Source organism: Nocardia sp. CA-129566, assembly GCF_050956075.1.
Taxonomy (GTDB): domain Bacteria; phylum Actinomycetota; class Actinomycetes; order Mycobacteriales; family Mycobacteriaceae; genus Nocardia.
In genome coordinates, this window is the sequence record NZ_CP192085.1 from 6820544 (window position 1) to 6833845 (window position 13302).

Below are 13302 nucleotides of genomic sequence, written 5' to 3' on the forward strand. Positions count from 1 at the left end.
TTACGCCGCACTGCCTGAGACACCAGCCGAATCTTGTTGACCGGGTGCGGCCTTCACATCTGCGATAGCAAAAGCGAATGGCCCGTCGTTTGCTCGAACGACGGGCCACTCACGACCGGGGATCATGCGGCGGCGCCGACCGATCCCGATGGCATCGTCCGGTGCTGGCGCCCGGCCGATTCCGGAGCACGGCCGAGCCCACGGAAAACCGGCACTGCGAGTTTGCGGCTCGCGGGCCGCAATACCCACGACGCCACCACACATATCGCGAAAAAGCCGGTGTAGATCAGGTGATTCACCGCGGAATGGTGTCCGATATGCGATGCGAGTCCACCGGTCAGATCGAAAAACGCACCGGCATAGGCCCATTCCTTCACCAGCGGAAAACGGGGTGCGGCAATGGCCATGGCGCCGAGCACTTTCCAGAATCCGAGGATGGTCATGACATAGGTCGGATAACCCAATTCCGTCATGCCCGCCGCGGTGCCGCCGCGGTGGGTCAGGTCGGCGACGCCGCCCGTCGCGAGTACGAAAATCAACAGCCCAGTGGTGACCCAATAGGCGATCGATCGGGTATTGCTCATCGTGGCTCTCCTGCCTCGTGCCCGCGGCGCGCTCTGCTCGCGCGCCGTCACACCCCTGACCGGCGCGGCGATCCGGATGTGACAGACGAGACTCAGCCCGCCAGCAGCTCGAGGTCCATGAGCTCCAGGGTCTGCGGGTCGGCGAGCAGGTCGATGGCGACGATGCGGCCCTCGGAGACCGTGAAATCGAAGACCACGCGCGGGGTGCCGCCGACGGCCCATACCAGGCCGGCGCGCCCGTCGACGAGCGCGAGTTGCGCCGCCCTGGCCCGGCCGGAGAACGTCTGCGCGACGGCGTTCGGACCCTGCGCGGCGGCGGCGCCGGTGGCCAGCGCCGCGGCATCGACGCGCAGCACCACATCCGGATCGAGCAGGGTCAGCAATGCCTCGAATTCACCGCCGCGCGATGCGGCGAGGAATGCGTCGACGACCTCGCGCTGGCGGTCGCGGTCGGCGGCGGCCCTGACCCCCTGTACCCGACGCCGCGCCCGGCTGGCCAATTGCCGTGCGGCTGCTGGGGTTTTGCCGACGATCGGGGCGATCTCATCGAATGGCACGGCGAACATATCGTGCAGTACGAATGACAGCCGCTCCGGCGGTGCCAGGGTATCGAGTACGACGAGCAATGCCAGCCCGATCGAATCGCCGAGTACCGCTTGCTGTTCCGGACCGTCGGGCTCGGGCAGCGGTTCGACATCGTCGAGCGGTTCCTCGCGTCGCGTCTTGCGCGACTGCAGCATATTCAGGCAGACCCGGGCGACCACGGTGGTCAGCCAGCCACCCAGATTCTCGATCTCGTCGCTGTCGGAGCGGCTGAGTCGCAGCCAGGCCTCTTGGACGGCGTCATCGGCCTCGCTGCCGGAGCCCAGGATGCGATACGCGACCGCGAGCAGATGCGTGCGGTGCTCCTCGAAGCGCTCGGCAAGGAAATTCTCGTCCATTTGTCACATTCTCCCGATGGGGCTGGTCATGTACATGAACCGGAAGCCAGAACCGGAACGACAATCACCGCGAACGAGGAGCGAATCATGACCGCTGGACTGCAGACCATCGTGTACCCCGTGACCGACCTGGTCAAGGCGAAGAGCGTGTACGGCGCGCTGTTCGACTCGGAGCCGACCGCGGACACCCCGTACTACGTCGGCTACCGCGTGGCGGGTCAGGACATCGGCCTCGACCCGAACGGCGCGAAGAAGGGCATGACCGGCCCGGTCGGATACTGGCACGTCGAGGACATCACCAAGCAGATCGCCGCCATGGTCGAAGCGGGCGCCACCGTGCAGGACGAGCCCCGCGACGTGGGCGGCGGCAAACTGATCGCCACCCTCACCGACGCCGATCACAACCTCATCGGCCTGCTCCAGCCGTAGTCCGCCCGGTCGGAACCTGGCCGCTGATCACCGTGCACTCGGACCAACCCGAGCGCATGGTGATCGGCCGTCCAGGACAGTTCGGGCGGGCGGGCCGCGACATCGAGTGCCTTGCGGTCGAGCACCGCGACCCTCGCGGCCAGCAGTTGCCGTGCCGCAGCACGGTAAGAAGGAGGGATCGATGCGTGGGCGAACGGAATCGCATGCCGACGCGAGAGCCGAGAGGCAGGCATGAATTCGTCCGAGCAGTATCAAGTGCGCCCCATCGGCTGGGTGCGTTCGCCGCTGAGCAATCGGGCGGATGCGCCCCGACAAGGTGACGAAGGAGCTCCGCCAGCGGAGATCGTCCTGAACTCGGAGGTAGTCGCGGCGGCAAAGGACCTGCGCCCCGGCGATGAGGTGATTGTGCTCACCTGGCTGCATCAGGCGGATCGGACGGTGCTCGCGGTGCATCCGCGCGGGGATCGCGCACGTCCGGAGACCGGAGTGTTCGCGACGCGCTCACCCGATCGGCCGAATCCCATTGGACTGCATCGGGTCACGATCGCCGAGAGCGACGGGCGCATCCTCACCGTGCACGGTCTGGAAGCGATCGATGGCACCCCGGTGCTGGACTTGAAGCCGCTCCTCGGTCCGGCCGGGGAGCGCTGAGCGCCACCCCCGTTCCGGGGGCTGGACTATCGACCAGCAGCGGTCGATAGTTCTCGGGTGATCGTGGGTTCGATGTGGTGGCGCGGGTTGGCCGGGATTCTGTTGATACTCGGCGTGCTGGCACCGGTGACGGCGGCGGAGCCGGTCGGCGTGCCGTATGAGTGGTCGCAGAGCTATATCACCGCTGCCGACGGCACTCGGCTGCACGCCGATATCCTGCGGCCGGAGGGTATCGCCGCGGACACCCGCACGCCGGTGGTGCTCACCGTCAGCCCGTATCGCTCGCATGCCGCCTATCTGAGCGTGCCGCGGCTGCAGGGCGGTCCGTCTACCGACGACCTGCATGTGGCGATGTTCCTGAACGCGGGCTACACCTATGTCATCGTCGACCTGCGCGGATACGGCGGCTCCTCCGGCTGCCCGGATTTCGGTGGGCCGGGCGAACGTTCGGATGTGGCCACCGCGGTGACGTGGGCGGCGGAACAACCGTGGTCGACCGGCCGGGTGGGCATGATCGGCACCTCCTACGAGGGCTGGACCGGGATGATGGGCTTGGCGACCAAGCCAGCGGGCCTGGCCGCCGTCGCATCGTTCGGACCGGTCGTCGACCCGTATTCCTATGTGTACATGCAGGGCGTTTCCTGGAAGTTCTCCGGTAAGCCGGTGACCGAGCAGGGCATTCGGCCATCGGATACGACAGGTATGGAGCATCTGCTCATCGCCTCCACACCGGGCCGACCCGACGACCCCCCCGAATACCAGTCCAATGCCGTCCAGATATCCCCCGAGTGCTACGCGCAATTCGCGGCGAACACCACGAATCACGATGGCGGCACCGCGTTCTGGCGCGCACGCGATCTGGTGGAACAGTTGCGCGGCAATACGATTCCGCTGTTCCTCGGCCAGGGCTTTCTCGACTACAACACCCGCGCCTACCGGGTATTCGACGTCTGGAACGCGCTCGGCCCCGGCGATCACCGCGCCTTCTTCGGCGAATGGGGCCACAGCGACTGCGACACCAAATGCGGCACACCGGATTTCGATACCGAGCTGCTCGCCTTCTTCGACAAGCACGTCGCCGGGCGCGATGTCCAGGTGCCGGGGCCACGCATCACCGTCGGCCAATTCGATGGTGGCTGGCGCTCCGAGACCGCCTGGCCGCCCGCGGATGCGCGTCGGGTCCCGATCGACCTGCGGACCGGTGTCTACACCGACCGCGGCCTGCTCCCCGGACCCGACCGCGAAATCTGGTCCATTTCCGAACCGCTGACCACCGACCAGCACATCTCCGGCATCCCGACGGCAGCGCTGCAACTGTCCGGTCCGCCCGCCGCGACGGTCGCGGTCGAACTGTTCGATATCGCGCCCGACGGCCGCGCCACCGTTATCACCCGCGGCATAGCCCCCGTCGCCGACACCGCCGATATCAGACTCCTGGCTCAGGACTGGCCCCTGCGCGCCGGGGACCGCCTCGGTGTCCGCATCACCGACGTCGTCGACGATGTCTGGTCTCATGCCGCCGCCAACAGCCAGGTCACCGTGCTCGCGGCCCGCCTGGAGCTGCCGCTACTCGGCACCCCGCGCACCCCCGACCTCACCGGCGGTACCAGTGAGGCCTGGGCGAAATGGCGCGACCAGAAGGTTCGCACCCTCGGCGCCGATGTGTTGAAGAATGCAGTGATGCCCATGAATTTGCCGAACGAGTCCGGCCCTCGATGACAGGTAGCGCCGCGCAGACCCGACCGACCGCCGTGGTTGTCGACGCCCAGATCGCCGAACGTCTCGCCTACGCCCTGCGATGCGCGACGATTTCGCACGAGCCGCCGGATATCGCGTCGACAACGCGGCAGGGTGCCGGGTCCGAAGGATCGGCGGATACCGGCTCCGGCAAACCGGCCGACGCCGCACGGAACGGTGCCGTGTCTCCCGACTGGGTTGCCGTGTCCCCCGACCGGATTGCCGTGTCCCCCGACCGGGCTGCCGTGTCCCCCGACCGGGCACCCGTGTCCCCCGACCGGGCACCCGTGTCCCCCGACCGGGCACCCGTGTCCCCCGACCGGGCACCCGTGTCCCCCGACCGGGCACCCGTGTCCCTCGACCGGGCACCCGTGTCCCCCGACCGAGCTGCCGAATCCATCGCGCGGCGCGGTGCCGAGCCAGCGGAATCCACCGAGCGGTACGGCACTCTCGTTACCGACGACAGCGACGCCGAGTTCATTCGTCTCGCCGCGCACCTCGAGCGGTCGTTCCCGCTGGTGCACGCTGAACTGGAGCTGCGGCGGTTCGGGCACAGCAGGCTGTACCGCTGGCCGGGCGTCGAGCCGGATAAGGTGTCGGCGATTCTGCTCGCACATCAGGACGTGGTGCCGGTCGATGAGCCACGGCGGTGGACACATCCGCCGTTCGCGGGCGTGGTGGACGACGAATTCATCTGGGGCCGTGGAGCGATCGATGACAAGAGTCGGCTGATCGCCATTTTGGAGGCGGTCGAATCCGCGCTGGCGGCCGGACTTCGACCGCGGCACACCATCTATCTGGCCTTCGGGCACGACGAGGAGGTGTTCGGCGATGACGGTGCGGTCCGGATGGCGCAGTGGCTGCGGGAATCCGGTGTGCACGCGGATCTGCTGCTCGATGAGGGCGGGGTAATTCTCGACGGCGTCGCGGACGGCGTCGACCGGCCGGTCGCCTCGATCATGGTGGGCGAGAAAGGCTATGCGACCGTTCGGCTTTCGGTATCGGCGGTGGGCGGGCATTCGTCCATGCCCGGTGCGCAGACCGCCGTCGGCCGGATCGCCCGCGCGGTGGGCCGGGTCCAGGACCATCCGATGCCGCTGCGCATGACACCGGTCGTGGCGGATATGGTCGCGCGACTGCGCCGCGTCATGCCCGACTATCGCCGCCGCCTGCTCGCATTCGCCGGGGTGGCCGCCCCCGTGATCACCAGGGTGCTGGCGGCCCGTCCCCAGACGGAGGCGCTGGTGCGCACGACGACCGCGCCGACGGTCATCCGCGGCGGCGTCAAACCCAATGTGCTGCCGCAGCAGGCCGAGGCCCTGGTGAATTTCCGCATCCTGCCCGGCGATTCGGTCGCGGCGGTGCTCGAACACTGCCGCAAGGTGGTGCGGGACGCGGGGGTGCGGATCGAACTCGTCGGCATGACCTCGGAGCCGTCCGCGGACCGTCCGCCCGGTCCCGCCTTCGACCTGATCGCCGACCTCGCCGAGGCCGTCGTCCCCGATATCGCCGTGACCAGCGGAATCGTTCCGGGCGCCACCGATTCGCGACATTACGACGACCTCGCGACGACTCGGTGCAACTTCGCGCCCATCGTGCTGACCCAGGCGGATGTGGAAACGATCCACGGAACCGATGAGCGCATCTCGCTGGTGAACTACGCTCGGCTCATCGAGTTCAACCGGCGGCTGATCGATCAGCTCGCTGCGCCGCCACCGACCCCAGGAGCCGATGCATGACAACCGATCCGCAGGCCAGCGAGTCCCCCGAGCCGGTACCGGGCACCGAGACCGGCGAATTCGACGGCATCGGCAGCCGGATCGCTTGGCGCGCATGGCTTCCCGAGACCTCGGCGCGCGCGGTGATCGTGCTCGTGCACGGCGTCGCGGAGCATTCGGGCCGCTACACCCATGTCGGAAAGCGCCTGGTGGATAGCGGTTTCGCCGTCTACGCACTCGACCACATCGGCCACGGCAAGTCCGCGGGCAATAACGCCAATATCGGCTCCATGGCGGGCGCCGCCGACAATGTCGCGGAGATGCTGAAGATCGCCAGCCGCGAACATCCGGATGTGCCGCGGTTCCTGGTCGCGCATTCGATGGGCAGCCTGATCACGCTGTATCTGGCCACCCGCGCACCGATCGATGTCGATGGCATCGTGGTCTCGGCGCCGCCGCTGGACATCGCCGTCGGCAATCCGCTACAGCGCCTGCTCGGCCCGCTGGTGTCCCGGTTCGCCCCGAATCTCGGTGTGCTGAAACTGGATTCGTCGATGATCAGCCGCGATCCCGAGGTGGTTCGCGCCTATGACGACGATCCACTGGTCTTCCGCGGCAAACTCCCGGCCCGCACCGGCGTGGAGATGCTGAACGCCACCGAGTTCGTCAAGAGCCGCCTGGACAAGCTCACCGTGCCGCTGCTGGTGCTGCACGGCACCGCCGACGTCATCGCCGCACCGTCGAGCACCGATCTGATCGAGCGGTCCGCGGCCGCGAAGGATCTCACGGTGATCCGCTATGAGGGTCTCTATCACGAGGTCTTCAACGAACCCGAACAGGACAAGGTGCTCTCCGACGTGGTGGCGTGGCTGGACACCCACATCACCGCCGACACCGGCAAGTAGGCTCGGACCATGGGAGACAGAGTCGCATTCATTCGCGCCACCTGGCACAGCTCCATCGTCGGCAAGGCGTATGCGGGCTTCACCGCCGAATACGCCGGGCTCGGCTTCGACCCGACCACCGTCGACGTCTTCGAGGTGCCCGGCGCATTCGAGATCCCGCTGCACGCCAAGCGATTGGCGCGCAGCGGCGAGTACTCGGCGATCGTCGCGGCCGCGCTGGTCGTCGACGGCGGCATCTACCGGCACGATTTCGTCGCGTCCGCGGTGATCGACGGTCTGATGCGGGTACAGCTCGATACCGATGTGCCGGTGTTCTCGGTGGTGCTCACCCCGCATCACTTCCACGAGCACAGCGAGCACGTCACCTTCTTCACCGAGCACTTCGTGACGAAGGGAGCCGAGGCGGCCCGCGCGTTGGCGACCACGCTCAGCTCCCTGCGCTCACTGCCGGTGAACTAGCGGTAGTTCGCCAGACAGGTCTGCTCGCCGTCGAGTACACCGGTGCGGAACGCCTCCAACCGCTGGAAGCCGCTCGCCACCACCTTGCCGTCCACATCGCTGGCGACCAAACCGTCGGCGAGCAGTCCCGAGACCGCCTCGTCGAGGTCATTGGCCGATAGCCGCGGATCGCTGCCCGGCTCGCTGAGCTTGGTCGTCACGACTCCGGTGAGGCATGCGGTGCGCAGTCCGGCGGTTTCGGCTCCGGTTATAGAGAGCTTGCGTTCCTGCTGCACCGCGAGCACATAGCGGGAGATGAAGACGGCGAAGGCGTTGTAATCGCCGTCCACCACCGCCGAGAGCGGATCGTCATCGCCCTTCATCTTCCCGCCGCGCTTGGCGAGTTCCGGCACATCGGTGCCGATCTTGTTCGAACTCGGGCAGTAGGAGACCGGCTCGGTGGCGCTCACCTTGGCGCAGTTCGCGACGATCCCGGTGTAGTCGTACTGCGGCGCCTGGCGCAGCGGGAAGATCTTCGCCAGCGCCTTGCTCAGGCTGGTCAGCGAGGGCACGTCGACCGGCAGCTGGGCATCCTGTTCGCCGTCCTCGTATGTCGTGGGCAGGGTGCCCCTGCGCTGCTCGATCTCCTTCTTGTTGATCTTCTTGCAGCCCTGTGCGCCGTCGGTATAGCCGATCTGCACCGCGGTCGTCCGCTCGAAGGCGGAACCGTGCACATTCTTCGGGTTGTCCGGATCGGAATCGCGCACGGCGATGGTCGCGCCGAGCACCGCGTTGAGCCCGTCGGTCATATTCAAGGTGAAATGCGCCGAATTCCCTTCCGCCACATGCCGAAGGAAGACTCCGGCCAGGCAGTCGGCCTGCTGTTCCTTCACCAGCGCACCGCTGAAGAATCCGGCGATCTTGGCCTGTCCCTGGATGGAGTGACCGTACTCGTGTGCGAGCACCATCACGATCGCCATATCGCTGTACTTCTCCTGCAGCAGCGGCAGCAGCACCCCGCGATCCCAGCCGATGGTGTGGTCCAGACTGCAATAGGCCGCGTTGACCAGGTGATATGTACTGGACTTGCAGAACGTGATCGCCTGCTCCTTGGGCGCCTTGGCATTCCAGGAGATATAGCGGCTCACCGGCTTGAAGGTGCCGGGAAAGTTCTTGCCGTACTCGGTCTTCCAGAAATCCTCGAGATCGGCGATGGTGTTGAGCGCGAGTTTGTCGACCGCACCACCGTCACCGTTCTCCGCGGTGAGCGCGGCATCCGGCACACCCTTGCGCGGACCGCTCGGCCCATTGTTGGAGACCGCACCGGTCAGATCCCACGGATTGTCCGCGGCCACCGCGCTGGCCCCTTGCTGGCCCGCCTTGCTGTCGCATCCGACCAGCGCGGCGCCGACCAATAGCAATGCCGCGACCACCCCGAACCGCAGCCGTCTAGTCCTCATCAGGTCTTTCCTCCCCGAACTCACCGCGGGCCCGTCCTCAGCGGCCCCCTGACCCGATGGCGTCGGCGACGCATTCGCCGGCCCGTCGAGCGATCACATGGTAATCGCAGAAACCGCTGCGCGCGTATACGTCTGGGCGCAATCGTCCGTCAGGCGTTCAACTGCACCTGCGCCAGTAACGCGCGATGATCCGATCCGGGAATGGTGAGCGAGCGGACCTCCGCTGCGGTGCCGTCGGCGACCAGGATGTGGTCGATGCCGATCACCGGACCCCACCGGCGGTCGGCCGGATAGGTCAGCAGCGGCCCGGCCCCTGCCTGGTCCGCCGCCGCGACGAACCGTCCGCGCAGCAGATCACGGAAGGCCGAATGATCACGGGTGGCATTGAAATCCGCGCCGACGATCGCGGGACCCTGTTGCGCGTCCAGTATTTCGCGAATCCGGTCGAGCTCCGAACTCCACGCCGGGAAGTCGACCGACGGCGGCACCGGATGAAATGCGTACACCGCGACCGGCCCGCGCTGTGGATGTTCCATGGTGGCGGACAGATTGTTCATCCAGAAGTCGTCGTATTTCTTGGTGTCCCGCAACGGATATCGGCTGTAGATCCCGGTGCCGTTACCGCCCCCACGGGGCTGTAGGAACTGATGTGGCAGCAACTCCTCGATTCCGGCAGCCGCGAGCCGCTGCGCCATCTCCGCTGTCAGCTCGTCGACGGTGAGCACCTCGACCCGGTTCTCCCGCACCGCCCGAACCACCGTCGCCGCGTCCGCCTTCCCGAACAACAGATTCGACTGCATGACCGAAACTTCCGGCCCACTCGCCGCCCGTCCCTGCGGCACGAACATCGGCACCTGCGTCCACAACACCGCCGCGACGAGCACCCCGGCCGCCGCCGCACTCTTCCACCCCCGCGCGATCAGGAGAAACACCAGCCCCAGCACCGCACCGAGCATCAAATACGACGCCCCCGCCGCCAACAGCACCAAGACCTGCCGCCGCCACGTCCCGAAATGCAATACGACCCCGAGAACTCCCGCCCCGAGGGCGCACCACCCCAGCCCGAGCAGCACCCGATCCACCCATTTCCGCATGCTCCGACCCTAATGGGAGTTGATCGGCGAGCCTACCGCCGGTAGTGGTCGGTGGTAGGCAAGCTGATCGCCCGAGCCGCCGGTCGGTGAGCACTCCCCCCACCAGGAACGAGTGTCGATTCCTAGGGTTAGATCGTGCCCCGGCCGGTCGGTGAGGCTGCCTGTAGCGCTGATGGGGTGTCGTGCCGAGTTGAGCACTGATCCATTAGGTCGCCGCCGGGTCGCCTTGGGCTCCAACATTTTCGGTCTATTCGCGCCTGAGGAGGTGATCGATGATCTTCGTCGGCGATGACTGGGCCGAGGATCATCACGATGTCCATGTGATGGACGAAAACGGCAAGAAGCTTACTGCGCGGCGCCTACCCGAAGGGCTGGCCGGGATCAGCGGGTTCCACGACCTACTCGCCACGCACGCCGCCGAGCCGGACCAAGTGGTGATCGGCATCGAAACCGATCGTGGCCTGTGGGTCGACGCGCTGGTCGCGGCCGGATATCAGGTGTATGCGATCAACCCGCTCGCGGTCACCCGCTACCGCGACCGACACCACGTCTCGGGCGCGAAGTCCGACGCTGGTGACGCGAAGCTACTCGCCGATCTGGTGCGCACCGACCGGCACAACCACCGCCCGATCGCCGGTGACAGCCCCCAAGCCGAAGCGATCAAAGTCCTCGCCCGCGGACACCAGAACCTGATCTGGACCCGCAACCGCCACACCAACGCCTTGCGCTCGGCGCTGCGCGAGTACTACCCCGCAGCCCTGGCCGCCTTCGACGACCTCGCCGACCGCGACGCCCTGGCCGTGCTCGCCCGCGCCGCCACCCCCGCCGAGGGCGCCCGGTTGAGCCTGTCCGCGATCACTGCCACGATCAAACGCGCTGGGCGCCAACGCAATCTCGACACCCGAGCCACACAGATCCAGACCGCGCTGCGTGCCGAACACCTGCACGCCACCGACGCGGTCACCACCGCGTTCGCCACGACCACCCGCGCCGCGGTCGCCATCATCACCGCGATCAACACCCAGATCCACGACCTCGAAGCCGAACTCGCGAACCATTTTGAGAAACACCCGGACGCCGACATCTACCTCTCCCTGCCAGGACTCGGTGTCATCCTCGGCGCCCGGGTGCTCGGCGAGTTCGGCGACGACCCGAACCGATACACCACCACCAAGTCTCGCAAAAACTACGCCGGAACCTCACCCCTGACCATCGCGTCCGGGCGCAAACGCGCCGTACTGGCCCGCCACGTCCGCAACCGACGCCTCTACGACGCCATCGACCAATGGGCCTTCTGCACCCTCACCCAAAGCCCCGGCGCCCGCGCCTACTACGACCACCACCGCACCGCCGGCGACCTACACCACCAAGCCCTACGCGCCCTCGGCAACCGCCTCGTCGGCATCCTCCACGGCTGCCTGCACCACCACACCCCCTACAACGAACACACCGCCTGGGCACACCAACAAAACACCCAAGCCGCTTGACAACTTACGCACCTGGGATGTCTAACCGGCGGGCATGGAGACGAGGTGCGGCGATTGTGGAGATCTCGTGCGGACGCCGTGCCCCTCCTACACTCGCCAGCAGAGAGTGAGGTGGTCGCGATGTATGTCGAGGAGTTCACGGCGACCGGTGCGCTCACTGCCGACGCGGCCGAAGATCTTGCCGACACCGCGGGCCGGTTCACCTCGCGGATCACCGTGACCTGCAATGGGCACACCGTGCTGACACCGGTGCTGCCGTGGTGTTGGGACCGGTTGCGGGTGCGCAACGGGAGCACCGTATCCGTCACCGCCGAGCGGGGATACCGCCCGCCCGGCGATGAGGACCGCATTGCACTGCGCGAATTCGTACGGCGCTTCCAGGTGCTGACCGCGGTCGGTCCGGCGCGGCTCGTCCTCAGTGGCGGTTCATCTGCTCGGCGAGGGCGGCGGCGTCCGTGGTGAGCGAACCACCCGCGAAAGCCAGTGTGGCCAGGGAGCGTTCGGCCGCGGCGGGGTGGCCCGCGCCGCACGCGTCGGTCACCAGGATGGGCAGATAGCCCAGGTCCAGGCTGTGCCGGACGGTGGGTTCGATGCCGACCTCCAGGGCAATGCCCGCAATGGCGTAGGTGTCGATGCCCAGGTCGCGCAACGCGAAATCCAGCGGGGTGGCCGCGAAGGCGGACATGGTGATCTTGTCGATGACCACCTCATTCGGCCCCGGCGTCAACTCGGGGACGAGCTCGTACTGGGGCGAGCCCTGCGGGAAGCTGGAGTGCACCTCGTTCGGATTGTCGACCCGCTGCCACTCCATGGCCGTGCGCAGTTGGGAGACACCGGAGGCCGCGGGCGGCAGCGACATATGCCGGGTATAGAAGACGCGAAATCCGTTCTCCCGCGCCGCATCCCGCAGTCGCAGGCAGGCTTTGACGATCTTGCCACCGTCGGGCAGTTGCCGCACGATACCGACCTGCATGTCGTAGATGATCAGCGCCATCCTGGTCGGGTCGCAGGCATCCGCGAGGGTCTGCGCAATGCTGAGACCGTACGCGTATTGCATCAGGCCGACCCCACCTTCGTCCGGTCGTAGGGCTCGGCGACATCGACGGACGGATCCATCAGCGCCTCGAGCGGCAGCGGCGCCTGCACCGGAACATAGGTCCATTCCAGGTGACCGGCCTTGGTCAGCGGGAAGTCGGCTACATAGCGTTTGGCCTCCTCGACGCTGTCGACCTCGAAGACGATCACCACGCCGGGCTCATCGGCGCGCGCGTAGTTCTCCCGGACGATGCCCGCCTTCCACAGCCGCCACACATTGGCGACCTCTTCGGGGAGATACGGGGTGATGGTCTCCATTGTCACGCCGGGCTTGAAGTTGTCGAAAACGATGACTTTCATGGGAATCGCGCTCCATGTCTGCAGAATGTGGTGCGGCCGCGCCGCAGGGCGAGTTCCATGAAAGCCCGATGATTACAGTGTTACAAGAACGCACTTTTTGGTGAGTACCGGGAGGCGAGCAATGCCGGACAAGCGCTACTACTGCGCGGTGGAGGTGACCGTCGACCTGATCGACGGCAAATGGAAGCCGGTCATCCTGGCCCACCTCAAAGAGGGCGTGCGCCGATACGGCGAACTCCGCCGACTGATGCCGAGCACCAGCGAGAAGATGCTCGTGCAGCAACTGCGCGATCTGGAGACCGACGGACTCATCCGCCGCACCATTTTCGACACCGTGCCACCCCAGGTCGAGTACGACCTGACAGAGGAGGGCTGGAGTTTGGTCCCGGTCCTCACCGCCCTGTACGAATGGGGGCAGAAACGCGCCGACCGCGTCGGTATCACCCTGCCCTGAACACCGCCA

16 protein-coding genes are annotated in these 13302 nt (G+C 66.8%); 9 read left to right on the forward strand and 7 right to left on the reverse strand.

Annotation, left to right across the window (positions count from 1 at the left end; all coding sequences use genetic code 11):
- Positions 1 to 122: 122 nt before the first annotated feature.
- Both ACQP0C_RS30015 and ACQP0C_RS30020 read right to left on the reverse strand, forming a co-directional pair.
- On the reverse strand, positions 123 to 584 hold the full coding sequence (locus ACQP0C_RS30015) for a DoxX family protein (RefSeq protein ID WP_433725323.1): 462 nt from the start codon (positions 582 to 584) through the stop codon (positions 123 to 125).
- A gap of 92 nt (positions 585 to 676) precedes the next feature.
- The gene (locus ACQP0C_RS30020; RefSeq protein WP_433725325.1) at positions 677 to 1525 is read right to left on the reverse strand and encodes a sigma-70 family RNA polymerase sigma factor; all 849 of its coding nucleotides are present in this window, start codon (positions 1523 to 1525) and stop codon (positions 677 to 679) included.
- Between the two features lie 87 nt (positions 1526 to 1612).
- On the opposite strand from ACQP0C_RS30020, the gene ACQP0C_RS30025 reads away from it, so the two are divergent.
- Complete coding sequence (locus ACQP0C_RS30025; RefSeq protein WP_433725327.1) at positions 1613 to 1954, forward strand: VOC family protein; 342 nt, start codon at positions 1613 to 1615, stop codon at positions 1952 to 1954.
- Here the strand turns inward: ACQP0C_RS30025 and ACQP0C_RS30030 are convergent.
- A complete protein-coding gene (locus ACQP0C_RS30030; RefSeq protein ID WP_433725329.1) occupies positions 1924 to 2187 on the reverse strand; it encodes a hypothetical protein in 264 nt (87 codons plus the stop codon). The two genes, ACQP0C_RS30025 and ACQP0C_RS30030, sit on opposite strands and share 31 nt — an antisense overlap.
- Between ACQP0C_RS30030 and tsaA the strand changes: the two genes are divergently transcribed.
- From tsaA to ACQP0C_RS30055, 5 genes are read left to right on the forward strand one after another with little or no spacing between them, the layout of a single operon-like run.
- The gene (tsaA, locus tag ACQP0C_RS30035) at positions 2186 to 2605 is read left to right on the forward strand and encodes a tRNA (N6-threonylcarbamoyladenosine(37)-N6)-methyltransferase TrmO (RefSeq protein WP_433725331.1); all 420 of its coding nucleotides are present in this window, start codon (positions 2186 to 2188) and stop codon (positions 2603 to 2605) included. The two genes, ACQP0C_RS30030 and tsaA, sit on opposite strands and share 2 nt — an antisense overlap.
- A gap of 57 nt (positions 2606 to 2662) precedes the next feature.
- Positions 2663 to 4324, forward strand: a complete 1662-nt coding sequence (locus ACQP0C_RS30040) for a CocE/NonD family hydrolase (RefSeq protein ID WP_433725333.1) — start codon at positions 2663 to 2665, stop codon at positions 4322 to 4324.
- Positions 4321 to 6081, forward strand: coding sequence for a M20/M25/M40 family metallo-hydrolase (locus tag ACQP0C_RS30045; RefSeq protein WP_433725334.1), 1761 nt, complete (start codon positions 4321 to 4323; stop codon positions 6079 to 6081). Before ACQP0C_RS30040 ends, ACQP0C_RS30045 begins: the two co-directional genes overlap by 4 nt.
- Positions 6078 to 6965, forward strand: a complete 888-nt coding sequence (locus ACQP0C_RS30050; protein WP_433725336.1) for an alpha/beta hydrolase — start codon at positions 6078 to 6080, stop codon at positions 6963 to 6965. The genes ACQP0C_RS30045 and ACQP0C_RS30050 overlap by 4 nt, the downstream gene beginning before the upstream one ends.
- Positions 6966 to 6974: 9 nt before the next feature.
- Positions 6975 to 7424: a 6,7-dimethyl-8-ribityllumazine synthase gene (locus ACQP0C_RS30055; RefSeq protein ID WP_433725338.1), complete on the forward strand. Its 450-nt coding sequence runs from the start codon at positions 6975 to 6977 to the stop codon at positions 7422 to 7424.
- Here ACQP0C_RS30055 and ACQP0C_RS30060 read toward each other — a convergent pair.
- Both ACQP0C_RS30060 and ACQP0C_RS30065 read right to left on the reverse strand, forming a co-directional pair.
- The gene (locus ACQP0C_RS30060; protein WP_433725340.1) at positions 7421 to 8863 is read right to left on the reverse strand and encodes a metallopeptidase; all 1443 of its coding nucleotides are present in this window, start codon (positions 8861 to 8863) and stop codon (positions 7421 to 7423) included. The genes ACQP0C_RS30055 and ACQP0C_RS30060 overlap by 4 nt on opposite strands.
- A 149-nt stretch (positions 8864 to 9012) precedes the next feature.
- The gene (locus ACQP0C_RS30065) at positions 9013 to 9957 is read right to left on the reverse strand and encodes an endonuclease/exonuclease/phosphatase family protein (RefSeq protein WP_433725342.1); all 945 of its coding nucleotides are present in this window, start codon (positions 9955 to 9957) and stop codon (positions 9013 to 9015) included.
- Between the two features lie 272 nt (positions 9958 to 10229).
- Between ACQP0C_RS30065 and ACQP0C_RS30070 the strand changes: the two genes are divergently transcribed.
- Complete coding sequence (locus ACQP0C_RS30070) at positions 10230 to 11444, forward strand: IS110 family transposase (protein WP_433725344.1); 1215 nt, start codon at positions 10230 to 10232, stop codon at positions 11442 to 11444.
- A gap of 120 nt (positions 11445 to 11564) precedes the next feature.
- Positions 11565 to 11906, forward strand: a complete 342-nt coding sequence (locus ACQP0C_RS30075) for a hypothetical protein (RefSeq protein ID WP_433725346.1) — start codon at positions 11565 to 11567, stop codon at positions 11904 to 11906.
- Here the strand turns inward: ACQP0C_RS30075 and ACQP0C_RS30080 are convergent.
- Together ACQP0C_RS30080 and ACQP0C_RS30085 are read right to left on the reverse strand one after the other, a co-directional pair.
- A complete protein-coding gene (locus ACQP0C_RS30080) occupies positions 11860 to 12501 on the reverse strand; it encodes a cysteine hydrolase family protein (protein ID WP_433725348.1) in 642 nt (213 codons plus the stop codon). The two genes, ACQP0C_RS30075 and ACQP0C_RS30080, sit on opposite strands and share 47 nt — an antisense overlap.
- On the reverse strand, positions 12501 to 12839 hold the full coding sequence (locus tag ACQP0C_RS30085; protein ID WP_433725350.1) for a hypothetical protein: 339 nt from the start codon (positions 12837 to 12839) through the stop codon (positions 12501 to 12503). The genes ACQP0C_RS30080 and ACQP0C_RS30085 overlap by 1 nt, the downstream gene beginning before the upstream one ends.
- A 121-nt stretch (positions 12840 to 12960) precedes the next feature.
- Between ACQP0C_RS30085 and ACQP0C_RS30090 the strand changes: the two genes are divergently transcribed.
- The gene (locus ACQP0C_RS30090) at positions 12961 to 13293 is read left to right on the forward strand and encodes a winged helix-turn-helix transcriptional regulator (RefSeq protein ID WP_354952459.1); all 333 of its coding nucleotides are present in this window, start codon (positions 12961 to 12963) and stop codon (positions 13291 to 13293) included.
- Positions 13294 to 13302: the final 9 nt, after the last annotated feature.

Excerpts from the sequence above, each read along its gene's own strand:
- ACQP0C_RS30015 (WP_433725323.1), bottom strand. The coding sequence starts at position 584 with ATGAGCAATACCCGATCGATCGCCTATTGGGTCACCACTGGGCTGTTG.
- ACQP0C_RS30020 (WP_433725325.1), bottom strand. The coding sequence starts at position 1,525 with ATGGACGAGAATTTCCTTGCCGAGCGCTTCGAGGAGCACCGCACGCAT.
- ACQP0C_RS30025 (WP_433725327.1), top strand. The coding sequence starts at position 1,613 with ATGACCGCTGGACTGCAGACCATCGTGTACCCCGTGACCGACCTGGTC.
- tsaA (WP_433725331.1), top strand. The coding sequence starts at position 2,186 with ATGAATTCGTCCGAGCAGTATCAAGTGCGCCCCATCGGCTGGGTGCGT.
- ACQP0C_RS30030 (WP_433725329.1), bottom strand. The coding sequence starts at position 2,187 with ATGCCTGCCTCTCGGCTCTCGCGTCGGCATGCGATTCCGTTCGCCCAC.
- ACQP0C_RS30045 (WP_433725334.1), top strand. The coding sequence starts at position 4,321 with ATGACAGGTAGCGCCGCGCAGACCCGACCGACCGCCGTGGTTGTCGAC.
- ACQP0C_RS30050 (WP_433725336.1), top strand. The coding sequence starts at position 6,078 with ATGACAACCGATCCGCAGGCCAGCGAGTCCCCCGAGCCGGTACCGGGC.
- ACQP0C_RS30055 (WP_433725338.1), top strand. The coding sequence starts at position 6,975 with ATGGGAGACAGAGTCGCATTCATTCGCGCCACCTGGCACAGCTCCATC.
- ACQP0C_RS30060 (WP_433725340.1), bottom strand. The coding sequence starts at position 8,863 with ATGAGGACTAGACGGCTGCGGTTCGGGGTGGTCGCGGCATTGCTATTG.
- ACQP0C_RS30065 (WP_433725342.1), bottom strand. The coding sequence starts at position 9,957 with ATGCGGAAATGGGTGGATCGGGTGCTGCTCGGGCTGGGGTGGTGCGCC.
- ACQP0C_RS30070 (WP_433725344.1), top strand. The coding sequence starts at position 10,230 with ATGATCTTCGTCGGCGATGACTGGGCCGAGGATCATCACGATGTCCAT.
- ACQP0C_RS30075 (WP_433725346.1), top strand. The coding sequence starts at position 11,565 with ATGTATGTCGAGGAGTTCACGGCGACCGGTGCGCTCACTGCCGACGCG.
- ACQP0C_RS30080 (WP_433725348.1), bottom strand. The coding sequence starts at position 12,501 with ATGCAATACGCGTACGGTCTCAGCATTGCGCAGACCCTCGCGGATGCC.
- ACQP0C_RS30085 (WP_433725350.1), bottom strand. The coding sequence starts at position 12,839 with ATGAAAGTCATCGTTTTCGACAACTTCAAGCCCGGCGTGACAATGGAG.
- ACQP0C_RS30090 (WP_354952459.1), top strand. The coding sequence starts at position 12,961 with ATGCCGGACAAGCGCTACTACTGCGCGGTGGAGGTGACCGTCGACCTG.